25 protein-coding genes are annotated in these 23447 nt (G+C 64.4%); 4 read left to right on the plus strand and 21 right to left on the minus strand.

What is annotated here, in order from left to right; translation table 11 throughout:
- Positions 1 to 57: 57 nt before the first annotated feature.
- Entirely contained in the window at positions 58 to 702 is a 645-nt protein-coding gene (locus M8523_RS12290; RefSeq protein ID WP_282585163.1) for a uracil-DNA glycosylase family protein, read from the minus strand.
- Between the two features lie 156 nt (positions 703 to 858).
- Here M8523_RS12290 and M8523_RS12295 point away from each other — a divergent pair, with 156 nt between their 5' ends.
- The gene (locus tag M8523_RS12295; protein WP_282585164.1) at positions 859 to 2409 is read left to right on the plus strand and encodes a sensor histidine kinase; all 1551 of its coding nucleotides are present in this window, start codon (positions 859 to 861) and stop codon (positions 2407 to 2409) included.
- On the opposite strand, the gene cobT is transcribed toward M8523_RS12295, so the two are convergent.
- On the minus strand, positions 2398 to 3429 hold the full coding sequence (cobT, locus tag M8523_RS12300) for a nicotinate-nucleotide--dimethylbenzimidazole phosphoribosyltransferase (protein WP_282585165.1): 1032 nt from the start codon (positions 3427 to 3429) through the stop codon (positions 2398 to 2400). The genes M8523_RS12295 and cobT overlap by 12 nt on opposite strands.
- Positions 3430 to 3614: 185 nt before the next feature.
- On the opposite strand from cobT, the gene cobS reads away from it, so the two are divergent.
- From cobS to M8523_RS12315, 3 genes are read left to right on the plus strand one after another with little or no spacing between them, the layout of a single operon-like run.
- Entirely contained in the window at positions 3615 to 4412 is a 798-nt protein-coding gene (gene cobS / locus M8523_RS12305; RefSeq protein WP_282585166.1) for an adenosylcobinamide-GDP ribazoletransferase, read from the plus strand.
- 35 nt (positions 4413 to 4447) lie between these two features.
- On the plus strand, positions 4448 to 4681 hold the full coding sequence (locus M8523_RS12310) for a DUF1289 domain-containing protein (protein ID WP_282585167.1): 234 nt from the start codon (positions 4448 to 4450) through the stop codon (positions 4679 to 4681).
- A gap of 34 nt (positions 4682 to 4715) precedes the next feature.
- Positions 4716 to 5339 (plus strand): TIGR02281 family clan AA aspartic protease, encoded by a 624-nt coding sequence (locus M8523_RS12315; RefSeq protein WP_282585168.1) that lies wholly within the window; start codon positions 4716 to 4718, stop codon positions 5337 to 5339.
- On the opposite strand, the gene dusA is transcribed toward M8523_RS12315, so the two are convergent.
- From dusA to M8523_RS12410, 19 genes are all read right to left on the minus strand, one after another.
- The gene (gene dusA, locus M8523_RS12320) at positions 5325 to 6338 is read right to left on the minus strand and encodes a tRNA dihydrouridine(20/20a) synthase DusA (protein ID WP_282585169.1); all 1014 of its coding nucleotides are present in this window, start codon (positions 6336 to 6338) and stop codon (positions 5325 to 5327) included. The two genes, M8523_RS12315 and dusA, sit on opposite strands and share 15 nt — an antisense overlap.
- Before the next feature lie 136 nt (positions 6339 to 6474).
- Positions 6475 to 8718 carry a xanthine dehydrogenase family protein molybdopterin-binding subunit gene (locus M8523_RS12325; RefSeq protein WP_282585170.1) on the minus strand — a complete coding sequence of 748 codons (2244 nt, stop codon included), beginning with the start codon at positions 8716 to 8718 and terminating at the stop codon, positions 6475 to 6477.
- Complete coding sequence (locus M8523_RS12330; protein WP_282585171.1) at positions 8711 to 9769, minus strand: FAD binding domain-containing protein; 1059 nt, start codon at positions 9767 to 9769, stop codon at positions 8711 to 8713. The genes M8523_RS12325 and M8523_RS12330 overlap by 8 nt, the downstream gene beginning before the upstream one ends.
- Positions 9766 to 10263, minus strand: a complete 498-nt coding sequence (locus M8523_RS12335) for a (2Fe-2S)-binding protein (RefSeq protein ID WP_282585172.1) — start codon at positions 10261 to 10263, stop codon at positions 9766 to 9768. Before M8523_RS12335 ends, M8523_RS12330 begins: the two co-directional genes overlap by 4 nt.
- 308 nt (positions 10264 to 10571) lie before the next feature.
- Entirely contained in the window at positions 10572 to 11882 is a 1311-nt protein-coding gene (locus M8523_RS12340) for a replication-associated recombination protein A (RefSeq protein ID WP_282585173.1), read from the minus strand.
- 16 nt (positions 11883 to 11898) lie between these two features.
- On the minus strand, positions 11899 to 13317 hold the full coding sequence (locus M8523_RS12345) for a DegQ family serine endoprotease (protein WP_428350402.1): 1419 nt from the start codon (positions 13315 to 13317) through the stop codon (positions 11899 to 11901).
- Positions 13318 to 13465: 148 nt separating this feature from the next.
- The gene (rplQ, locus tag M8523_RS12350) at positions 13466 to 13876 is read right to left on the minus strand and encodes a 50S ribosomal protein L17 (protein WP_282585174.1); all 411 of its coding nucleotides are present in this window, start codon (positions 13874 to 13876) and stop codon (positions 13466 to 13468) included.
- Positions 13877 to 13987: 111 nt separating this feature from the next.
- Positions 13988 to 15004 (minus strand): DNA-directed RNA polymerase subunit alpha, encoded by a 1017-nt coding sequence (locus tag M8523_RS12355; protein WP_282585175.1) that lies wholly within the window; start codon positions 15002 to 15004, stop codon positions 13988 to 13990.
- A gap of 97 nt (positions 15005 to 15101) precedes the next feature.
- Positions 15102 to 15491, minus strand: coding sequence for a 30S ribosomal protein S11 (gene rpsK / locus M8523_RS12360; protein WP_282585176.1), 390 nt, complete (start codon positions 15489 to 15491; stop codon positions 15102 to 15104).
- A 53-nt stretch (positions 15492 to 15544) separates the two neighbouring features.
- Positions 15545 to 15913: a 30S ribosomal protein S13 gene (rpsM, locus tag M8523_RS12365; RefSeq protein ID WP_282585177.1), complete on the minus strand. Its 369-nt coding sequence runs from the start codon at positions 15911 to 15913 to the stop codon at positions 15545 to 15547.
- Between the two features lie 258 nt (positions 15914 to 16171).
- On the minus strand, positions 16172 to 16948 hold the full coding sequence (locus M8523_RS12370; protein WP_282585178.1) for a hypothetical protein: 777 nt from the start codon (positions 16946 to 16948) through the stop codon (positions 16172 to 16174).
- Positions 16949 to 17208: 260 nt separating this feature from the next.
- Entirely contained in the window at positions 17209 to 17820 is a 612-nt protein-coding gene (locus M8523_RS12375; protein ID WP_282585179.1) for an adenylate kinase, read from the minus strand.
- Positions 17817 to 19151: a preprotein translocase subunit SecY gene (gene secY / locus M8523_RS12380; RefSeq protein WP_282585180.1), complete on the minus strand. Its 1335-nt coding sequence runs from the start codon at positions 19149 to 19151 to the stop codon at positions 17817 to 17819. Before secY ends, M8523_RS12375 begins: the two co-directional genes overlap by 4 nt.
- A gap of 254 nt (positions 19152 to 19405) precedes the next feature.
- On the minus strand, positions 19406 to 19885 hold the full coding sequence (rplO, locus tag M8523_RS12385; protein WP_282585181.1) for a 50S ribosomal protein L15: 480 nt from the start codon (positions 19883 to 19885) through the stop codon (positions 19406 to 19408).
- Positions 19886 to 19898: 13 nt separating this feature from the next.
- Complete coding sequence (gene rpmD, locus M8523_RS12390; protein ID WP_282585182.1) at positions 19899 to 20090, minus strand: 50S ribosomal protein L30; 192 nt, start codon at positions 20088 to 20090, stop codon at positions 19899 to 19901.
- Between the two features lie 18 nt (positions 20091 to 20108).
- Positions 20109 to 20669: a 30S ribosomal protein S5 gene (gene rpsE / locus M8523_RS12395; protein ID WP_282585183.1), complete on the minus strand. Its 561-nt coding sequence runs from the start codon at positions 20667 to 20669 to the stop codon at positions 20109 to 20111.
- A gap of 165 nt (positions 20670 to 20834) precedes the next feature.
- On the minus strand, positions 20835 to 21071 hold the full coding sequence (locus tag M8523_RS12400) for a hypothetical protein (protein ID WP_282585184.1): 237 nt from the start codon (positions 21069 to 21071) through the stop codon (positions 20835 to 20837).
- Between the two features lie 128 nt (positions 21072 to 21199).
- Complete coding sequence (locus M8523_RS12405; RefSeq protein WP_282585185.1) at positions 21200 to 22186, minus strand: CorA family divalent cation transporter; 987 nt, start codon at positions 22184 to 22186, stop codon at positions 21200 to 21202.
- 24 nt (positions 22187 to 22210) lie between these two features.
- Complete coding sequence (locus M8523_RS12410) at positions 22211 to 23374, minus strand: patatin-like phospholipase family protein (protein WP_282585186.1); 1164 nt, start codon at positions 23372 to 23374, stop codon at positions 22211 to 22213.
- Between the last annotated feature and the right edge of the window lie 73 nt (positions 23375 to 23447).

Here is a 23447-nt window from a genome sequence, read left to right on the forward strand (position 1 = left end):
GGCGCCGTGGCTGCCCCTAGCATTATCGCAGTCTCGCATCGTCGGCGGCAATCACTGTCACGCCGTCAGCCGCGCCACCTCGGCGCGGAGCTCCGGCAGAAGATCGGCGGCGAACCAGGGGTTGCGGTTCAGCCAAGCGGTGTTGCGCCAGGAAGGATGCGGCAGGGGAATGAGGCGGGGCGTCGTCGTCGCGAAATCGCGCCACCCGGCCACGATCTCGGCCATGCCGGCGTTGCGGGCGAGCGGGATGCCGAACCGGGCGAGATGATAGCGGATCGCATGGAGGCCGATCATAAGGATGAGCTCCGCTTGCGGCATGGCTGCGAAGATCCTGTCATGCCAGGCGTCGCGGCATTCCGGTCGCGGCGGCAGATCACCCTTGTTCCGGTCGTGCCCTGGAAAACAGAAACCCATGGGCACGATGGCGACCCTCTCCCGATCGTAGAAGCGGTCCGGCGAAAGCCCCATCCAGGCCCTGAGACGAACCCCGGAGGGATCGTCGAACGGCACGCCGCTGACATGGGCCCGATGGCCCGGCGCCTGGCTGGCGATCACCACGCGGGCCTGGCCCGACAGGCGAAAGATGGGACGCGGCTCGTGCGGCAACGGCAATCCGTCGGGTCGCTCCCGGCAAATGCGACATCCGGCAGCGGCCTCCGCCAGACAGAGGAGTGTACCGACGGCCGGGGGCGATTGGTGCATCACGGCCACACCCTCGGTCTGGCCGCACGCGATATCGCAGACACCGGGAGCATGTTCTCGATCGGCCTGGGTTTTATCGGTTCCGTGAGCCCCACGTTAAGAGTTTTTTGCAATTGTCCCCTGGCCCGCGGCTGCGTTGCGTCGAGCGTCTTGTCGATGAGTCAAATCACGGCCGAAATGATTGAGGAAGGCCGGAGCGGGTCGCTCGCTGCGAGCGCACAGCGAAAGCGCAATGCGCAGAAGATGCGCGCCGCGCGTGAACGGCTGACCTCGTCGGGCACCGGCCAGCGGACGTTCGACCTCGAATTGCTGCGCCTCTTTGGCCAGAACCAGCGCACCGTCATTGTCATTCAGGCCGTGATGGTCTGCGCTTCGGCCTTCGTCCTGTCGTGCTGGCTCTCCTGGATCCTGGTGGTTCCCTGGCTCGCCGGCGCCCTGACGGGGCTGGGTTGCGCGCTGTTGCTGGTGCGCCGGTTCGAACAAGCCGACCTTCCCACAATCGTCATCGAGCGATGGCGAAACCGGTTTGTCCTCTCGCAATTCGCGCAATCGACCGTCTGGGCACTCTTTGCCGGCCTTTTCGCGCGAAGCGCGATCCCCGTAGTCGACGTGGGCATTCCCCTCCTGTTGCTGAGCGTCTCCGCGACCGTGGCGCTGCTGTGCGCGAGCCTGCCCTGGGCCTTCTACGCCGGCGCTCTCCCCACATCCTGCGCGCTTCTCGGACTGATCCTGTACGATTTCAAAGCGAATGGGACATACGAGGCCGTGATCGCGATCGCAGCACAGGTCTTCTGCTTCATCGTGGCGCGGCGGCTCTACACGGTCGAATTGGCGGTTCTTGCCGTCAAGGCCGAGCGGGACACGAGCATTGTCGAACTGGAGCAGGCCCGACTGAATTCCGACGAGGCACGACGACGCGCCGAGGAGGCCAATCTCGCCAAGTCGCGCTTTCTGGCCACCATGAGCCATGAGCTGAGAACGCCACTGAACGCGATCCTGGGCTTTTCGGAAGTCATGAAAGGGGAATTGTTCGGCCCACATTCGGTACCGGTCTACAAGGAATACTCGAACGACGTTCATTCCAGTGGCCAGCATTTGCTGATGTTGATCAACGAGATCCTCGATCTGTCGAGGGTCGAGGCGGGCCGCTACGATCTGCACGAGGAACCTGTCAGTCTGGGCGGCATCGTCGAGGAGTGCCGCCACCTGATGACGCTGCGGGCGAACAAGCGGGAGATCCGGCTGCAGGAGGCGGTGGAGCGCAACCTGCCCCGCATCTGGGCGGACGAACGCGCGATCCGGCAAGTGGTGCTCAACCTTCTGTCGAATGCCATCAAATTCACCCCACAGGGTGGAAGTGTCACGATCAAGGTCGGCTGGACCGTGGATCGGGGCCAATATGTTTCGATCAAGGATACAGGCCCCGGCATTCCAGAAGCCGAGATTCCGATCGTCATGTCCTCCTTCGGCCGCGGCACCCTGGCGCAGAAGAATGCCGACGAAGGCTCGGGCCTCGGTCTGCCGATCGTCAAGGGCCTCGTCGAGATGCACGGGGGAAGCTTCACGCTCAAGTCCAAGGTTCGGGAGGGCACGGAGGTGATCGTGGTCCTGCCGCCCGAGCGTGTCATCGACGCGATGCCGCAAATGGATGCCGGGGCGCAGAGTGGCGGCTCGCGTCGCCGACACCCCTTCTCGTCAGCGGCCTGAGTCGTCCGCCCTGTCGGCCACGCCCGCCTCTGAAAAGGTGGACATGCCATTGAAGGTCGCCAGCGCCGCCTTGACGATTCCGGCAGCCAGCGCGGCGCCGGTGCCCTCCCCCAGCCTGAGCCCGAGGTCGAGAAGCGGCTCCTTGCCAAGTCGTGCCAGAACAGCCGAATGGGCGCCTTCGGCCGAGCGATGGCCGGCGATGCAATGATCGAGAAGACGCGCATCGAGGGCGTGAAGCACGGCGGCGGCGGCACAGACCACATAGCCGTCGAGGATCACAGGCACGCGCTCGATCCGGGCCGCCAGGATCGCCCCGACCATGGCGGCGATCTCGCGCCCCCCTAGGCGCCGCAACACTTCAAGCGGATCGCCAAGATGAGCGGCGTGCAGAGCGACGGCGCGCTCGACCGCATCGATCTTGCGTGCGAGACCGGCATCATCGACCCCCGTGCCACGCCCGACCCAGTCGGCCGCGGCGCCGCCGTAGAGCCCGTGATAGATCGCGGCCGCGACCGTGGTGTTGCCGATCCCCATTTCGCCGAGGCACAGCAGGTCGGTGCCGTTGGCGACAGCCTCCATGCCGTAGGCCATGGTGGCCGCGCAGGCCGCCTCTTCGAGAGCAGGCCCGACCGTGATATCGGCGGTCGGAATTTCGAGCGCCAGTTCGAAGACTTTCAGCCCCAACCCGAAGGTGCCGCAGATCTGGTTGATGGCGGCACCGCCGGCCCCAAAATTCGCCACCATGCTCTGTGTCACCGAGGCCGGATAGGGCGAGACCCCCTGGGCCACCACGCCGTGATTTCCCGCGAAAACCGTAACGACAGGCCGGTCGATCACCGGTCGCTCGCGCCCCTGAACCGCGCCGAGCCAGGCCACGAGGGATTCGAGACGTCCCAGCGAGCCCGGCGGTTTGGTCAATGTCGCGTCACGCGCCGCGATCGCCGCGACGGCCCCCGTATCGAGCGGCGGCAGATCCGACAGAAGCGTGCGAATATCGTCGAAGGGAAGGCCGGTGGGCATCGACTTGCCTTGGCTGGAGGAAACGGGTCTCGGGCGCCGGGATGGTCCGGGCGGCTCGGGTTCGAGCGTCAACTAGGCTCCTAACTGGCGCGACGCAACCCGGGTCGGATGCGCCATCAAAGCCCGCGCGCGGCGGCATTGCTTTCGCTACAGTGACGCTTTGCGACCGCGCTCTGGGGGCCGTCATGTCTATGCAGTGGCTGCGCGACCAGGCCGGGCAGGCTTTGGATGCGACGCGGTTTCTCTCGCGTCTGCCCGTGCCGGCAACAACTGCGATTCCCCCCTCGCTCGCGACGACACTCCGCTCGGCCCCGCTTGCCGGCGTCCTGATCGCAGCGGGGCCGGCCCTCCTGCTGGTCCTCGCGATACGGGCCGGGCTGCCGAGCCTCGTCGCCGCTACTCTGGCCATTGGATCTCTTCTGCTCGCGACCGGGGCCCTTCACGAGGACGGCCTCGCCGACACGGCCGATGGGTTCGGCGGCGGCCGGAACCTCGGCCGCAAACTCGACATCATGCGGGACAGCCGGATCGGGACGTTCGGGGCGTTGGCGCTCGGCACGAGCCTGCTGCTTCGCGTGGCCTGCCTGCAGACCCTCGTCGAACGGTGCGGTCCCTGGAATGCGGCCCTGGCGCTGCTCGCCGCCGCGGTCCTCTCCCGTGCCATGATGCTCGTTCCGCTCACCCTGCTGCCACCCGCACGGGCCGATGGCCTCGCGCGCGCGGCCGCCCCGGACAGCACGGCGCCGCTCGCATCGGCGCTTGCGGTCGGTCTCCCACTGTCGTCGCTCCTGGCTTTCCGGGCCGTGCCGGACGGGCTACAGATCGTCGCCGCGCTGCTGTTCAGCGCCGCCGCGGCGCTCGGCATCAGCCGCTTGGCGCGCCATCACATCAAAGGCGTGACGGGCGACGTGGTCGGCACCGCGCAACAGGCGGCCGAACTGGCGTTTCTGCTGACGCTCTGCGCCTATGCGGCCCGCTCCTGAACAAGTGGTTCTGCGACTTCACGATCAAGGATCTCATGTCAGCCGGTTCGACTCCCTGCATCAAACTCTGCCTGATGGATGCGCCGTCCGGCCTCTGCCAGGGCTGCGGCCGAACGCTCGATGAGATCGGCGGCTGGGGATCGCTCGACGAGCCGGCCAGGCTGGCGATCATGCGACTGTTGCCGGGCCGCCTCGCCGCCGCACGATTTGAAACACCGACGAAGACCGGCCGGCACGATCGCCGCCGCGCCCTTGCGGAATCGTCGTGACACGGGCTGACGTCCGCGTCGCCCGGATCGATCCATGAACTTCGGCGAACTGACGCGCGAGGACTGGGCGAGTATCCTAGTCTACGGCAGTATCGGGCTGTTCCTCGCCCAGGCGGTGCCCGGACTGTTCCGGGGACGTCTCCTGGCAGGAGTGCTGTCGCTGTTCGCCTGGAGCGCCGTCTTCGTGGTCGCGCTCGTCGGCTACGCGTATCGGTTCGAACTGCATGGTATCGGCGAACGCGTTCTCGCCGTCGTGTTTCCCGGCACCGTGGTCGAAACCGGCACGCGCGAGGTGACCGTGTTCCGGCAGCGGGACGGACAATTCTCGATTACGGCCAGCATCGGCAAGACGCGGCTGCCCTTCGTGCTCGATACAGGCGCTTCAACCGTCGTGCTACGCGCCGAGGATGCCCAGCGGGTCGGGCTGCCGCTCCGGCGCCTGGAATACAATATTCCGGTCGCCACCGCGAACGGCCACGCCTTGACGGCCGCCATCGTCCTGCCGAGCCTGCAGGTCGGGTCCATTCTAGAAGCGGATGTCGAGGCCCTGGTGGCCCGGCCGGGCGCGCTGCACGAGAACCTGCTCGGCATGAGCTTCCTCAATCGGCTCGCGAGCTTCACCTTCATGAACGACAAGCTGGTTCTACGCGGCCATTGAGGTTGCCGGACGCTGCACATGGGCGAGCGCTGCCCGGACGACGTCGAGTCCAGCACCCGGCTTCGGCGCCTCGGTCGCAAGTTGCCGTCGCCACATCCGCGCGCCCGGCAGGCCGGGGAAGAGGCCGAGAAGATGTCGGGTCATGTCATGGAGGCGGACACCCTCGGCCAACCGCGCGCCCATATAGGGCATGAAGGCCTCGACGGCCGCGAACCCATCGGCCAGGGGGGCGGGCGCACCGAAGAGCACGGGATCGACCGACAGCAGCATCTCGGGGTCCTGATAGGCGGCCCGTCCCACCATGACGCCATCGACCAGCCCAAGTTGCGCCTCGCATTGCGCCACCGTCTTGAAGCCGCCGTTGACGCCGATCACCGCGCCTGGCCGGGCGGCCTTGAGCCGGGCCACGAGCGCATAATCGAGCGGCGGCACGTCGCGGTTCTGCTTGGGGGAAAGACCCTGCAGCCAGGCCTTGCGGGCATGGACGATCAGGGCCGCGGCGCCGGCCGACAGAACGGCCTCCGCCATCGCGGGGAGCGCCTCCTCCGGGTTCTGGTCGTCGACGCCGAGGCGGCATTTGACCGTGATTGGAAGGGCCACGGCCGCCGCCATCACAGCCACGCATTCGGCAACCAACACCGGCTCGCGCATCAGGCATGCCCCGAAGCTGCCGTTCTTCACCCGGTCCGAAGGGCAGCCGACGTTGAGGTTGATCTCGTCATAGCCGTAATCGGCGCAGATCCGGGCGGCCGTCGCGAGGTCGGCGGGAGTGCTGCCGCCCAGTTGCACCGCCACCGGGTGCTCCACGGCGTCGAAGCCGAGCAGCCGGTCGCGCGGCCCGTGAATCACGGCGCCGGCCGTCACCATCTCGGTGTAGAGCCGTGCTCGACGTGACAGAAGGCGATGGAAGACCCGGCAATGTCGGTCCGTCCAGTCCATCATCGGGGCGACGGAAAAGCGCCAAGCTCGCAATCGTTCGGGGTTCTGCCCTGCTGACACTCTCTCACCTGCATGTCGCTTGCTGAAGGCCCAATTTACGGAACGACCTCCTGCTCGATCCAAGCCCTTTTGTCTCGAACTCCCGAAACTACACGCAGGCTGTCCGTGGCGCCACCCTATCGACGGCCGACCGGCCTTACCGGATGAGCGTGTCGAGCGTGATCGGCGTCTTGCGCGCCCGATGGCCGGTGGCGTGCCACACCGCATTGGCGATCGCGCCGGCCGTGCCCGTGACACCGATCTCACCTACGCCCTTGATGCCGAGCGCGTTCACGTGGGGATCATGCTCGTCCACCAGGATCGCTTCGACCGATGGCACGTCGGCGTTCACCGGCACATGATATTCGGCAAGGTTGGCATTGGTAATGCGGCCGGATCGCGCGTCCGTGATGGCCTGCTCGTGCAACGCAAAGGAGATGCCCCAGATCATCCCCCCGTAATATTGGCTCTCCACCATGCGTGGATTAATCACTCGTCCGGCCGCAAACGCGCCGACGAGACGCGTGACGCGGATCTGCCCGAGTGTCGGGTCGACCTTGACCTCGGCGAACACGGCGCCATGGGCGTGCATGGCGTAGCTCTGCTGCGTGCCGGGGTTGGGCGCGGCTTGGCCCTTTCCCTCCACCGAGTGACGACCGGCCCGGTTGAGAATGTCGGAATAGCTTTCGCCCCGGCTCTCATCGTCGCGCCGCATCAGCCGGCCATCGCGCGCCAAGACACCCGTGTTGCCGGCCCCGAACAAGGGCGAGCGCTCATCATTCGTGGCAAGGGCCGCCAGCGCCGCGATGACGGAGGCCCCGGCATTGTGGATCGCACTGCCGGCCGTCGCGGTATGGGCCGAGCCTCCGGCAATTCCGGCATTCGGCAGATCCGACGTTCCCATATTGAAGGTGATCCTATCGAGCGGCAGGCCGACGCCATCCGCGGCGATCTGGGCCAGCGCCGTCCAGGCCCCCTGACCCATGTCATGGGCTCCGATGTCGACCGTTCCGGTCCCGTCCGCCCGCAACTCCGCGCGGGCTTCGGCCTGGAACATCAGGGCCGGAAACGTCGCCGTGCCCATGCCCCAACCAACCAGCAGGCCTGCCGGGTCGCGCATCGATCGCGGCGCGAGCGGGCGCGACGCCCAGCCGAAGCGCTTTGCGCCCTGCACGTAGCAATCGCGCAGCGCCTTGGAGGAGAACGGCTTGCCGGTCAGCGGCTCCACCTCGGCATAATTCTTCAGGCGAAACTCCAGCGGGTCGAGACCGCAGGACTCGGCCATTTCGTCGATCGCTCCTTCCAGAGCGACACTGCCCGAGGCTTCGCCGGGTGCCCGCATGAACAACGGCGTTCCCATGTCGAGCCGTACTGCCTCATAGGTGGTCGACAGGGCCGGTGTCGCATAGAGCGTGTGACTGACGCCGCCGCTCGGCTCGAAGAAATCGTCGAAGCTGGAGGAGGCCGTCACCGTGTGATGATCGAGGGCCGTCAACGTACCGTCGGCCTTGGCGCCGATCCGGAAGCTCTGACGTGTCGCGGCACGATGGCCGACAGGCCCATACATCTGCTCCCGGCGCAGCACGAGCTTGACGGGTCGGTTCACGAGGCGGGCCGCCATGATGCCGAGCACCTGTGGGCCGGAGATCAACCCCTTCGAGCCAAACCCGCCGCCCAGGAACGGGCTGCGGATATGGATGTCGGCCTGATCGATTCCAAACAGGCCCGCGATGCGGCTTTGCGCCATGGCCATACCCTGGCTGGGCGTGTCGATGACGAGCCGATCGCCATCCCATTGCGCCACGATGGCATGGGGTTCCATGGCATTGTGATATTGCGCGGCCGTCTCGTAGGTCGCATCGACCCGCTTCTCGGCGCCCGTCAGCCCGGATTCGACATCGCCACGGCTGGCTTTCGGCTGATCGCCGACACCGACCGACGGTGGTACGAATGGGGTCGCTGAGGCGAAGACGACATGTGCCGGCTCGGTCTCGTAGGTCGGCCGTAGGAGAAGGGCGCCTTCGGTCGCGGCCTCCAATGTCTCAGCGATCACCACCGCAATCGCCTGGTTTGCGTAGCGGACGCGGTCGTTCTGCAGCAGGTCGAGCCGGAACGTGAAGGGATTGGCCTTCTCGTCCGGGTCCTGTGCGAGTTTCGGAGCGTTGGCGGGCGTCATCACCTCTGCCACGCCGGGATGGGACTTGGCGGCGGTGACATCGAGCGACGCGACACGTCCGCGCGCAATGCTGCTGGCGGCGACAACGGCATAAAGCATGCCGGGCGGATGATTGTCGGCCGCATAGCGGGCGCGACCCGTGACTTTCAACAGCGCTTCGCGCCGCGTCAGCGGCTGACCGATGCTGGAGCCTTGCCGGATGTGAACGGGTGCGGTCTCAGGCATGGAGGGCAAGTCCTTCCGGCTGGGCGAAAACGGATCCAGGCAGGGCCGGCATACGATCGGGCGTGCCCGCCGCAGCAAGTCCGAGCGCCCGCACGAGGATGCGGCGCGCCAGCTCGATCTTGAAGGCATTGTCGCCCGAGGGCTTTGCGTCGGCGAGCGCAACCTCTGCCGCCTCGGCAAAGGCCGCCTCATCGCAGGCACGTCCAGCCAAAACCTGTTCGGCCGCGCGGGCCCTCCAGGGCTTCAAGGCTACACCGCCGAGCGCAAGCCGGGCCTCGCTGACCACGCCTCCTTCGAGGCGCAAGCTCGCCGCGGCGGAGACCACCGCGAAAGCGTAGGACGTGCGTTCTCGGACTTTCAGATAGCGGGAATGCGCCGCGTAGCCCGCCGCGGACGCCGGCAGATGCAAGGCAACGACAAGCTCGCCCGGACTAAGAACCGTTTCGAGCTGGGGTTCGCTGCCGGGTAGACGATGGAAGCTGTCGAGCGGGACCACGCGCGACCCAGTAGGCCCCTCGATCTCGACGCTCGCATCGAGCGCCACGAGCGGCACGCAGAAGTCCGACGGATGGGTGGCGATGCACTCGGGGCTCCAGCCCAACACGGCATGAAGATGGTTCTCGCCGTCGCGCGCGTCACAACCCGCGCCGGGCTCACGCTTGTTGCAGGCGCTCGCGGTATCGTAGAAATAGGCACAGCGGGTGCGCTGAAGCAGATTGCCGGCCACCGTCGCGGCATTGCGCAATTGCGCGGAGGCGCCCGACAGTAGCGCTTCGGCCACGGCGGGATGGCGCTTGGAGAAAACGGGATGGTAGGCGAGGTCGCTGTTGCGAACGAGTGCGCCGACCCGCATGCCGCCGTTAGGCAACACCTCGATCCCATCGAGGCCCGGCAGGCGGGTAATGTCGATCAGAAGCGCCGGACGCGCGACGCCACCTTTCATCAGGTCGAGCAGGTTGGTGCCTGCCGCCAGGTAGGCGGAACCGGGTTTCCGGCCCGCACTGATCGCCTCGGCGACCGAGGCCGGGCGCAGATAGTCGAACCTGTTCATGCCGCCTCTCCCTGGGTTTGCCGATGCAGCTGCGCCTGTGCCTCAAGAACCGCCGCCGTGATGCCGGCATAGGCCCCGCAGCGGCAGAGATTGCCACTCATGCCCTCCCGCACGCGCTCGGGGTCGTCGCCCGCTTGCCCCTCTTGGATCAGCCCCACGGCGCTCATGATCTGGCCCGGCGTGCAGAAACCACACTGGAAGCCGTCATGCTCGATGAAGGCGGCCTGGACGGGATGAAGGTGATCGCCTTCCGAAAGTCCCTCGATGGTCAGCACCTCCGCATCGTCGCAGCTGAGTGCCAGAGTCAGGCAGGCGTTCACGCGCCGTCCGTTCAACAGCACCGTGCAGGCTCCGCACTGGCCGCGGTCGCATCCCTTCTTCGTGCCCGTCAGGTCGAGCCGCTCCCGGAGAAGGTCGAGCAGTGTGATCCGCGGGTCATCGATCGCGACCTCGCGGCGCATCCCGTTCAAAGTGAAAGACAGGGTCGAGTTCATCGTCCATTCCCGTGATGGCAGACGGCGAAAGGCCGGCTCTTGCTGAAAAAATGCGGTGAGAAACCGAGCTTCCGGCGGTTGCCGATGGCGAGGCGGAAATGCCCGAAATCTTCTCGATCAGGCAATTTCGTTAGACGAAGTTCAAAGCTCAATCGTGAACCCGCGAAAACAAGTCTCATGGAGGAATGTATGGCGCCACCGGTCAGAACCAAGTGGGCGTGACTTTCGAAACGCCTTTGATCTTCTGGATCGTGAGAGCCGCTATTCTGTAGTCGAAGCGGCCCGCGGCAAAATATGCCTGCGGGTTCCTACGGTTCGCCCCTTTCCCGTCGTGTCTTGGCCCACCATTCCATGCGTTTCGCGATGTCGCGTTCGAAGCCGCGTTCGACCGGATGGTAGATGGATTGCCGCCCCAACTTCTCGGGCCAGTAGTTTTGCCCCGAGAACGCGTCCGGCTCGTCATGATCGTAGCGGTAGGTGCCGCCGTACCCCTGCTCCCGCATCAGATGGGTCGGGGCGTTGAGAATGACCTTCGGGGGCATCAGCGAGCCGCCGTCCTTGGCGAGCCTTTGCGCGGCCTTGAAGGCATTATAGGCCGCGTTGGATTTGGGCGCGGTGGCGACGTAGATCACCGCATTGGCCAGCGCCAATTCGCCTTCGGGCGAGCCGAGAAAATCATAGGCGTCCTTGGCGGCCGTCGTGACCACGAGAGCCTGCGGGTCGGCGAGGCCGATATCCTCGACCGCCATGCGGACGAGGCGGCGGGCGATGAACAGCCGGTCCTCGCCACCGTCGAGCATGCGGGCGAAATAATAGAGCGCGGCATCCGGATCGGAGCCGCGCACCGCCTTGTGCAGCGCGGAAATCAGATTGTAGTGGCCGTCCTGGCTCTTGTCATAGAGCGGCGCGCGGCGCTGCACGATCTCGGACAGCGTGGCTGTGTCGAACACTTCGCCGGGCCGCGCCGCCCGCCAGATCTCCTCGGTCAGCGTCAGAAGAGCCCGGCCATCGCCATCCGCCATGCGGACGAGGGCGGCACGCGCCTCAGGATCGAGCGGCATCGGCCTGGCTTCGAGCTGTTCGGCGCGCGCCAGCAGGCGGTCGAGCGCCGCCGCGTCGAGCGCCTGAAAGGTCAGCACCCTGGCGCGCGACAGAAGCGCGGCATTCAGCTCGAAGGAGGGATTCTCGGTGGTGGCGCCGATCAACGTGATCGTGCCGTCTTCCATGACGGGGAGGAAACTGTCCTGCTGGGCACGGTTGAAGCGGTGGATCTCGTCCACGAACAACAGGGTCCCCTGCCCCGTGCGGCGGCGACCACGCGCCTCGTCGAACAGCTTCTTGAGCTCGGCCACGCCGGAGAAGATGGCCGAGACCTGCACGAAAGCGAGCTTGGTGGTCCGCGCAAGAAGACGCGCCACGGTGGTCTTGCCCGTGCCGGGCGGCCCCCAGAAGATCAGCGAGCCGAAGCTGCCCCCGGCCGCGAGCCGTGTGAGCGCCCCTTCCGGACCGATCAGGTGATCCTGGCCAGCCACATCGTCGAGGCGCTCCGGTCGCAAGCGGTCGGCGAGCGGTCTGGCCACATCATTGTGCAAGCCTGCGGCCGAGAAGAGGTCGCTCACCGAACCTCCCTGATCCTCAGCCACCGACTTCCGTCTGCACGACCTGGCCCCCGCGGACAAGCGTCAGACGCCAATAATCCGTGTCGCGAGCGGCTGTGGCCCGCGAGAACATCTTCGTGTCGGTCATGCGCGCATCGTTGATCGAAAGGATGACGTCGCCCTTCTGAAAGCCCGTGGTGGCGGCGGCCGACCCATCTTCGATCTCCGTCACGACCACGCCGTTGCGGGCTCGCTGCAGCGAGAACTGCTCGGCCACGGCAGGCGAAAGGTTGACGACCGTCGCGCCCGAGAAGGGCGACTGGTTGTGGATAGTCACCGGATCCCGGGCAGGCACTTCCGGTGCGCTGACGAGTTTGAGGCTGAGATCCAATGGCTTGCCGTTCCGCCGCACCACCAGCGGCACCGTGCCGCCGAGCGGGCGCGTGCTGAGGCGGTAACCGAAGGCATCCGGCGTATCGACATCCTGCCCGTCTAGACTGGTGATGACATCGCCCTGCTTCACACCCGCATCGGCGGCCGGGCCCGTGTCCAGGACCTCGGATACGAGGACGCCTGCCGGTCGGTCAAGGCCCAGCCCCTCGGCGATGTCATGCGTGACACCTTGCAACGACGCGCCCAGCCAGGGACGCTTCACCTCATGGCTGCCGCGCTTGGCGGCCGCCACGATGATCTTCACGAGATTGACCGGGATCGCGAAGCCGATCCCGATGCTGCTTCCCGTCTGTGAATAGATGGCGGAATTGATGCCGACCAGCCGCGCATTCATATCGACGAGCGCCCCGCCCGAATTACCCGGATTGATGGCTGCGTCGGTCTGGATGAAGGATTGATAGTCGCTCCCGCCGAGCGTCGTGCGGGCGAGCGCCGAGACGATGCCCTGCGTCACCGTCTGGCCGACACCGAACGGATTGCCGATCGCGAGCACGATATCGCCGACCTGCGCCAGATCCGAGTCGCCCAGTTCCATAGCCGGATAGCTTTCCTTGCCCTTGATCTGCAGCACCGCCAGATCGGTGCGCGGGTCGTCGACCAGGACCGTGGCCTCGAACTCCCGCTTGTCGGCCAGCGCGACCTTCATCTCGTTCATGCCATCGATCACGTGATGGTTGGTCACCACGAGGCCGGTCGGGTCGACGATCACGCCGGAGCCAAGGGATTGCGCGCTCGGGCCGCCAGCGCGCGGCTGGCCGCCGTCGCCGAAAAACTGCCGGAAAATGGGGTCGTCGAACAACGGGTTGCGTCGCCGCTTTTCCACCCGGGACGCATAGACGTTGACGACCGAGGGCTGCGCCCGCTTGGCGACCGGTGCAAAGGACAACAGCACATCGGCACGCGTCTGCGGCACCTGCCGGGGTTCGTCGCCGGCGGCACGGGCCAGGGTCGTGAGGCCGCACGTCACCAGAAGTACGGCGGCGAAGCGCGCAAGGAGAGTCACGGGATGTCAGGCTCCGATATGCAAGGCGACGAAGATCGAATCATCTCAAACTCTGAGTCGATACGCCTTTCGGGGTTCGCCGCAAGCGGCGTCGATCAACAAAAAAGCCGGGACGAGCCCGGCTTTTGCAATGCTGATGTGAAGGAAATCAGGCGGCTTCGGCCTCTTCGGTGGGGCCAAAGGGTTTGCCCTTGGCATCCACATCGCGATCGACGAATTCGATCACGGCGAGGGCGGCATTGTCCCCATAGCGGAACCCGGCCTTCAACACCCGCGTGTAGCCTCCCTGACGCTCCTTGTAGCGCGGGCCGAGCGTGTCGAAGAGCTTGCGAACGAGAACCACGTCATGCAGCTGCGCAATGGCCTGACGGCGGGCATGCAGATCACCGCGCTTGCCGAGCGTGACGAGCTTCTCGACGACGGGGCGAAGGTCTTTGGCCTTCTCCAACGTGGTGACGATCTGCTCGTGATGGATGAGCGCCTGACTCATGTTCATGAACATCGCCTTGCGATGCTCGGCCGTGCGATTAAAGCGGCGCTTCTTGCGACCGTGATACATGGCTTTCTCCTGTTTGTTGTGCGGCCGCCGTGCCAAGGGCCGGCCGCTCTCTTAATGTCGTGCCGTTGATCGGCCCGACGCCTTCTTCCGTCATGCTCCTCGCATGGACGCTCAGTAGTGTTCCTCGAACCGCTTGGCGAGCTCGTCGATGTTCTCCGGCGGCCAACCATTGATTTCCATGCCGAGGTGAAGACCCATCTGGGCCAACACTTCCTTGATTTCGTTTAAGGATTTGCGGCCAAAGTTCGGTGTCCGGAGCATCTCGGCCTCGGACTTCTGGATGAGGTCACCGATGTAGACGATGTTGTCGTTCTTCAGGCAGTTGGCCGACCGGACCGACAGTTCAAGCTCGTCCACTTTCTTGAGCAGCGCCGGGTTGAAGGCGAGCTCCGGAATGGCGGCGGTGACTTCCTCGCGCTTCGGCTCCTCGAAGTTCACGAAGACGTTCAGCTGGTCCTGCAGGATGCGAGCCGAATAGGCGACCGCGTCCTCGGGCGAAATGCTGCCATCGGTTTCGACCGACATGATCAGCTTGTCGTAATCGAGCACCTGACCCGAACGGGTGTTCTCGACGCGGTAGCTGACCCGGCGCACCGGCGAATAGAGGCTGTCGACCGGGATGAGGCCGATCGGTGCATCCTCGGCGCGATTGCGGTCAGCCGGCACATAGCCTTTGCCCGTGGCCACCACGAATTCGATGCGGATCTCCGCGCCCTCGTCGAGCGAGCAGAGTACGAGATCGGGGTTCAGCACTTGGACGTCGCCGACCGTGCCGATGTCGCCTGCCAGCACCTGGCCCGGGCCCTGCTTCTTCAGCACCATCCGCTTCGGGCCGTCGCCCTGCATCTTGATGGCGATGTCCTTCACGTTCAGGACCAGGTCCGTCACGTCTTCCCGCACGCCGGGGATCGATGAGAATTCATGCAGCACGCCGTCGATCTGCATGGCCGTGACGGCCGCACCCTGCAGCGAGGAAAGGAGGACGCGGCGCAACGCGTTACCGAGCGTGAGCCCGAAGCCGCGCTCGAGCGGCTCGGCGACGACGGTGGCGGTGCGCTTGGCATCGTCACCCGCCGTGATTTCGAGCTTGTTGGGCTTGATCAGATCTTGCCAGTTCTTGTGGATCACGGAACACACCTTCTGAAATGCGAATTCGGCCGGGGAGCCTCACGCTCAACCCGCGCCGAACACGACGAAGCGCCGCCCGAGGGGCGACGCGAGTTGGTTAGACGCGGCGGCGCTTGCGCGGCCGGCAGCCGTTGTGCGGGATGGGCGTGACGTCACGGATGGATGTGACGGTGAAGCCCGCCGCCTGCAAGGCCCGGAGAGCCGATTCGCGACCCGAGCCAGGTCCCGACACTTCGACTTCCAATGTCCGCATGCCATGTTCGGCCGCCTTGCGGGCAGCGTCTTCGGCAGCCATCTGGGCCGCATAAGGCGTCGATTTCCGCGAGCCCTTGAACCCCATCGTCCCGGCCGAGGACCACGAAATGGTGTTGCCCTGCGCGTCCGTGATGGTGATCATCGTGTTGTTGAACGAGGAATTCACGTGGGCGACGCCCGACGCGATATTCTTGCGTTCGCGTCGCTTCACGCGACCTGCTTCTTTTGCCATGTCTCTCTTGGTCCTTCAGGCGCGCCCGTAATGCCAGGCGCTGGGGAGTCGGATTACTTCTTCTTGCCGGCGATCGGCTTCGCCTTACCCTTGCGGGTGCGGGCATTGGTGTGGGTCCGCTGACCACGAACCGGAAGCTGACGGCGATGACGAAGGCCGCGGTAGCAACCAAGGTCCATCAATCGCTTGATGTTCATCGAGGTTTCGCGACGAAGATCGCCTTCCACGAGATAGTCGCGGTCGATCGTCTCACGGATCTGCAAAACCTCGGCGTCGGTCAACTGGGCGACGCGACGCTCCGCGGGGATCTGCACCTTCTCGCAGATTTCCTCGGCCTTCTTGCCGCCGATGCCGTGAATATATTGAAGCGCGACAATAACGCGCTTGTTGGTCGGGATATTGACGCCTGCGATACGGGCCACGTGTTCACTCCATCCGGCGATCGCTGCTCAGGCGATTCCGTCACCATCATCGAAACGAGGGGTTTTCAAGCGAAAACAACCGGGGTCTCCGTAGAGAACCCCGGTTCGGTCAAGCGCATCCGTTTCAGCTCGCTTGCCTATAGAGTCTTAAAACCGGCGCGTCAACATGACCTGAGGGTCGATCGCAGAACAGCTCGAACGTCCCAGAAAAAACGCCCGCAGCAGATGCCGCGGGCGCGCAAGCCACAGCTTGATCCATCAGGCCGTCGTGACAGCTTCCTTTTTCCGCCTCAGGCCGTAACCGACCACCCCAAGCGCCACAAAGGCAGCGCCAAACATGGGAGCAGCGCCGGGAAGGGGAACCGCGGACACGGAACTTGTCACTCCCGATACCGTAAGAGCCGTAAATGTCCCAGAGTTGTCGCTGTAGCAACCTGGCGAGCCGTGATACCCGCAGGCATCCGAAATGCCGAGCACCAGTCGTGTAGCGCCGGTTGGAACGTAGAAAGTTTGCACAGCACCGGTTCCATCACCCGTCAAGCCATCGCCAATGAAAAAGGCTTGCTGCAGCTCCGGCGCAAGGGAGGTGAAGTTCGTGGATGTGAACGTCAAGGCTGACGGCGTTGTCGATGAGATCGTCGAACCGAGAAACACGCCAGCTAGGAAGCCGTCGTTCGGGGCCGTGAGACCCGCAATATGGTTGGCCCCCGAGTTGTAGGAATCCGAGTCCGCCGAGCCCACGCCGTCGGCGTCGTTGTAGTTGCCACCGCTGTTGAGCGCGACGGTGATGGAGCTGGGAATCGAAAAGCTCACGGACGCGAGGCCTGTCACGTCAAGGATGGTCGGAGCGACACCGCCTGATCCATCTGCCCCGCCAGCCTGGTAGATGTCACTTTGAGCGTTGATCGCGGTTAAACTAATCACGGCCGCTCCCGCGCTGGGCATTCCAAGTAGAAGCGAGGCCGTTAGTCCGACCGCCGAAGCCAGCGAAAAGTGACCAAGAAAGCTAAGTTTTAGGTTCATTTGCCGATCCAAGATGCATCCTCGTGGGATGCATAAGATTGTTAGCTTGCGGCAAAGCTCTACAGGATGCGGTCGCGGCACGAATGGTGCATATGCACCAAGGCACAAAAGACTTCGGCCTTTGGATCACTCGTTGCTCAATGTGTGCGCAGTCATATCGCGCGCATCACAAGGCGGAGGAAAGCACACACGCATGCCGGCGTTAGCCACGTGCGTCTGTGTTTGTTCAGCCCCTAGCCGACTCGCCACGACGACGAGCGGTTTCCGATGTCTCAGGCCTGTTTACGCATCGGCTCAGAGGAAGGTGCCGAGAGCAAGCGGTCGATCTGCTGGCTTACATCCGCAATCGGCGCCATCCCGTCCACCACCTGAAGCCTGCACGTCTGCCGGTAGTAATCGGACACTGGCGCTGTCAGTTCGCGATAGGCCGCAAGGCGGGTTTTAAAGGCATCCGCGTTGTCGTCGGGCCGAACAGTTCCGCCAGAAGCAATCGTTTCCGCGACGCGCTTGGCAATGCGCGCGCCCAAGATGGCTTCGTCGACACCGAGTTCGATCACCGCATCGAGCGGCTTATCCTTGCTCTTCAGCATCGCATCGAGCGCCTCCGCTTGAGCGACCGTGCGCGGAAATCCGTCAAGAATGAAACCCCGATTGGCGTCTTCTTCCTCGATGCGGTCGGCCACGATGCCGATCACGATCTCGTCGGACACGAGCCCGCCGGCCGCCATCACGTCCTTGGCCTTCAGACCGGTGGGCGTCCCAGCCGCCACCGCGGCGCGCAGCATATCACCCGTCGAAAGCTGAGGAATGCCATGGGTGGCGATCAGCCGGGTCGCCTGTGTGCCCTTCCCTGCGCCGGGTGGCCCCAGGAGAATGATCCTCATCGTTTCTTCCCTCTCAGGCGCGATTTCTTGATCAGCCCCTCATACTGGTGTGCCTGGAGGTGGCCGTGAATCTGCGCAACAGTGTCCATCGTAACGCTGACAACGATCAGCAGGGAAGTCCCCCCGAAGTAGAAAGGCATGGCGGCGTAGGAAATAAGGAGTTCCGGCAGCACGCAGATGATCGCCAGATAACCGGCACCAAGCACCGTAATGCGCGTCAAGACCTTGTCGATGAAAGCGGCCGTGCGCTCGCCGGGCCTGATACCGGGGAGAAAGCCGCCATGTTTCCGCAGGTTGTCAGCCGTCTCGACCGGGTTGAAGACGACGGCGGTGTAGAAAAAGGCGAAGAAGACGATCATCCCCACATACATGACGATGTAGAGCGGGCGGCCGTGGCCCAACAGGCTTGTGATCGTGCCCAACACGCCACCGGTTCCGGCATTGGCTGAAAAATTCGCAATCGTGGTCGGCAGCAAGAGCAGCGAAGAGGCGAAGATCGGCGGAATGACGCCGGACGTGTTGAGCTTCAGCGGCAGGAACGACGTCTGCCCCTCATAGACCCGATTGCCCACCTGGCGCTTCGGATAGGTGATCACGAGCCGGCGCTGCGCCCGTTCCATGAACACGATGAAGGCGATGACCGCGATCGCCATCACGACCACGAGCAAGATCAGCGGGGTTGAGATGGCACCCTGGCGCCCGAGCTCCAACGTGTTGGCGATCGCGGCCGGGAAGGCCGCCACGATACCGGCGAAAATGATGAGCGAGGAGCCGTTGCCGATGCCGCGCGAGGTGATCTGCTCCCCCAGCCACATCAGGAACATCGTGCCGCCCACGAGCGTGATGACGGTCGAGATGACGAAGAATGGTCCGGGCTCTGTGACGACACCCTGTTGCGACGAAAGTCCGACCGCGATGCCATAGGCCTGAAAGGAGGCCAGAATGACGGTCAGGTAGCGGGTGTATTGGTTGATGACTTTGCGGCCGGACTCGCCTTCCTTTTTCAAGGTTTCGAGCGACGGGATGACGGAGGTCATCAGCTGAATGATGATCGACGCCGAGATATACGGCATGATGTTCAGGGCGAAGATCGCCATGCGCTGGACGGCGCCGCCCGAGAACATGTTGAAGAGTTCCAACACGCCCTGCTTGTGGCCGGTGAAGCTCGCCTCGAACGCGGCGGGGTCGATCCCGGGCAGCGGAATGTAGGTGCCGAGCCGATAGATCACCAGAGCGCCCAGCGTAAACCAGATGCGCTTCTTGAGATCCTCGGCCTTGCTGAACGCCGAGAAATTGATGTTCGCCGCGAGCTGTTCCGCTGCCGATGCCATGAGGCGCTCCAGGAGGCGGGTGCCCGCCCCATCCCGTTCCGGGTGTCAAACAAAAAAGGCGGATCGATGGGAAGACCCTTCGCCCCGCCTTGGATTTATCGTGAGGGCCGAGAAAGCACCACGCCTAAGTTCATGACGGTCGGCCGACTGTGAGCGGACAACCGCCACATTTAGCGGCCAGGCCATGGCCCGAGCACGGAAGCCGGGTCAATCCGCTTGGTCACGAGCCGGAGCACGACCGTGACCCGCGAATGTCAGCCCGCTACGGCTTTCGCAGCCTTCGCCACGAGCAGTTTCACCGAACCACCGGCCTTTTCGATCGCGGCCAGGGCCGATTTTGAGGCACCGGCGACTTCGAACTGCAGAGCCGCCGTCAGTTCGCCCATGCCGAGGATCCGCACGCCGTCGCGCGCCTTGGCCACAACGCCCGCCTCGATCAACGAGGCGACCGTGACGGCACCGGACAGCTTGCCGGCATCGACCGCGGCCTGGATACGACCGAGGTTGACCTCATTGTAATCGAGCGTCGAGACATTGGTGAAGCCGCGCTTCGGCAAACGCCGATGCAACGGCATCTGGCCGCCCTCGAAGCCCTTGATGCGCACGCCGGTGCGGGCCTTCTGGCCCTTGACTCCGCGTCCGCCGGTCTTGCCCTTGCCCGAGCCGATGCCCCGGCCGACGCGCATCCGATCTTTGGAAGAGCCGGTGTTGTCGACGATATCGTTCAGTCTCATGATCAGCCCTCCCTTACTTCGCGTCGATGACGCGGATCATGTGCGCCACTTTGGCGATCATACCCCGGACGGACGGCGTGTCTTCGAGCGTCGAACGGCGCCCGATCTTGTTCAGGCCGAGGCCCTTGAGTGTGGCACGCTGCTCGGCCGGACGGCCGATCGGGCTGCGGGTCTGCTCAATCGTGACGGTGTCTTGAGAAGCCATGGTCCATGTCCTCCCTGATCACGCGTCGACCGCATCTGCATCGACGCCCTGACGGCGTCCCTGCAGAACGGAGACTTTCATGTTGCGGCGAGCCGCAACGGCGCGGGGGGAATCTTCCTGCTTCAAAGCATCGAAGGTCGCGCGCACCATGTTGTAGGGGTTCGACGAGCCCTGGCTCTTCGCCACGACATCGTGCATGCCGAGCGTTTCGAAGACGGCGCGCATCGGGCCACCCGCGATGATCCCCGTGCCGGCCGGAGCCGAACGCAGAATCACCTTGCCGGCGCCATGGCGACCGTGGACATCATGATGAAGGGTACGGCCTTCGCGGAGCGGCACGCGGATCAGACCGCGCTTGGCAGCGTCGGTCGCCTTGCGGATCGCTTCCGGCACTTCGCGCGCCTTACCGTGTCCGAAACCGACACGACCCTTCTGGTCGCCGACGACGACGAGGGCCGCAAAGCCGAACCGGCGGCCGCCCTTCACGACTTTGGCGACCCGGTTGATGTGGACGAGCTTGTCCACGAATTCATTGTCGCGCTCTTCACGGTCGCGACCGTGTTCTCTTTCACGTGCCATTTTGGTCCGTCACTTGCGCGGGTGCATGCAGATGCAAGCCGCTCGCTGGGATTGGAGGAGCGGTGTCTGGCACATTATGGCGAAGGGATCAAGGCGGTCGTCGTTCGGCTTGCCGCGCCGATTTGTGCGATCGCCCAGATGCGAGCGCGGCGGAACAGTCCCGGCTCAGCCGTGGACCTTCTTGTAGGCACGTGTGCATTTGGCACTGATCATGGCTTTCTTTTCATCCATGCAGGCCCTGATTTTACCCTCGTCCGGTATCGCGTCTTTGCACAGCCTCTGGACATCCGGAAAGCAGGCGGCTCTGAGCACATCGTCCTCGGTCGGTTGCCTGACCTTGGCAGTAGCCACAATGGTGCTGGCGAAAAGAGCGACGATAGTGAACATAAAGCCGGACTTCATCAGTGTTCCTCCGTTGTAGGTACGGAGGAATATGCCTGAGATTGCCGCATGTTCCGATCGACCGTGGCTTCGCTTGTCGATTGGGGTTCACGCGCTGTTGGTCGTGCGGCCTTTTCGTCAATCCCGCTTCACAGCATCCGGCCTCGCCTCAGGAGAACGAGTGTGCCGACGCCCGTGATCAGCATCAGTCCGATCCCGTACCAGAAGCCCAACGGATCCTGTTGCGCCGGCAGGCCGCCGAGGTTCATGCCGAACAAGCCCGTGATCAGGCTCATGGGCAGGAAGATCGTCGTGACGATCGAGAGAATGTAAAGGTTGCGGTTCGTGGCCTCCATCAGACGTGCCGAGGCCTGCTCCTGCAGCAGCCGCGCGCGCTCCTGAACAAGGTCGAGGTCGTGGCCGAGCGCGCCGAGCCGCTCGATCGCAGTGCGGAGCTTCGCCGCGTCCTGCTCTTCGATCCAATGTGGCAGTCGCGACAAAAGACCGAGCAGGGCGTGCTGCTGCGGCACCATGTGGCGCCGCAGGCGCGCGGCCATACGCCGGAGCCGCCCCAGTTCTTCCCCGGGGCGCCCGCCCCGCTCTTCAAGCACGTCCTCTTCGACGGTGTCGACGTTCTCTGTGAGTTCGAGAATGAGGTCGCCGAGCGTGTCGGTCACATGATGCAGGAATTGCGTGACAAGCGCGATCGGCCGGTCGACCTTGAGGCCTTCCCCGAGCGCCTCGCGGAGCTTTTCCACCCCTGCCAGGGGCTTTCTCCGCACACTGATCAGGCAGCGGTTGTCGAGATAGAGCCGCAGGACGTCGAGCTGGTCGGATTTTTGGGAGAATTCGTGGTGCAGGTCGCCAACGACGCCCGCGAGGCCCGAACCCGCGGCCTCAATCCGCATATGGGCATCGGCGCCGAGAAGAACGGCTTTGGCGGCCGCCGGAACATGCGAGCAGGCGCTGATCCAATCTCGCGCCCGTGCATCGGCCTGATCGAAATGCAGCCAGACGAGACTATCGTCGGCCGCCAGCGCCGCATCCATGTCGCTCCATTCGACCTCACTCATGTCCCCCGACGCATCGACCCGGTAACCGCAGACGAGACCGTGTGAGTCGACGAGGTCAAGCATGGCGCGTCACTCTCCAGGCAGCGATCAGGCGTCGAAGTCGCGATGAACGTCGTGAGTCAAGATACCGGTGCCCGAAGGCGGGATCGCCAGCCAATCCTCGCGCTGGAGCGTCCGTTTGGTGTCTTCATGGCCGCTCTGCCAATGATCCTTCATGGACGTGCCGGAGAACTCATAATCCTTGGCGTCGCCCTCATAGGATTTCTGCTGGTAGATCAGTTGCAGGATCGTCATTTCCGGCGAGCTCGCCAGCTTATCCCGCATGGCTCGCTCGTCCTCGGTCAGCAACTCCTCCGGAACCTTGAGCAAGGCCTGATAGGTTCGCTTCTTCCAGCGCTGCAATCGGCTGAACATATCGGTCGTGTTGCGGGTCCGGGACGAATACATGATGTCTTTCTGCCGGGCCGCCACATCCTGGATCGTGCGTGGAAGTTGACCGCGCGCACTGAACAGGTCGACCTGGAAGACCAGCGAGTTCATGCTGTCGTCCTGGGCGAGCAGATGCTGCAGCGGCGTGTTCGAAACCAGGCCGCCGTCCCAGAAATAATCCGTGCCGATCCGCACGGTGGGAAAGGCCGGCGGCAGAGCGCCGCTCGCCATGACGTGTTCGGGCTCGATCCGGATCTTCGCATTGTCGAAATAGACAAAGTTGCCCGTAAGAGCATTGACGGCCCCGACCGAGAAGCGACGTGACGTCGAGTTGATCAGATCGAAATCCACGAAGTCGAGCAGCGTTTTTCGAAGCGGCGCCGTGTCGTAGTAGCTGGTGGCGTCCTGGGCGCCGGCGGGACTCAACCAGGGATTGACCTTGCGGGGTTCGAAAAAGCCGGGTTGGCCGAACATCATCGTGAACATCGAACTGGCGGCATTGCGGGCCTGGCGAAACACGTCGCCGTCCGGCGTATAATGCCACACCTTGCGCGCGGTGATCCGGTCCCAGAAGGCATGCAGGCGCTCGAGCCGGCGCTCCGGCGGGTTTCCGGCAATGAGCGCGGCATTGATCGCGCCGATCGAGACGCCCGAAATCCAGTCGGGCTCCACGCCCGCCTCGTGCAGCGCCTGATAGACGCCGGCCTGGTAAGCGCCGAGCGCGCCTCCGCCCTGAAGAACGAGCGCGATGCGGTCGCAACGGTCGGGCCGCCAATTCGTGGTGTGTGTACCGGGGGCAGCCGAAAGCAGCGGTGCGTTCATATGGTGGATGCGCTTCGAGGTCGGCGTTTACAGGCGAGTGGTCAACGTGGACATCGACCGACTGCCCACGAGA

This window comes from Lichenifustis flavocetrariae, from assembly GCF_026130545.1.
Lineage (GTDB): Bacteria > Pseudomonadota > Alphaproteobacteria > Rhizobiales > Beijerinckiaceae > Lichenihabitans > Lichenihabitans flavocetrariae.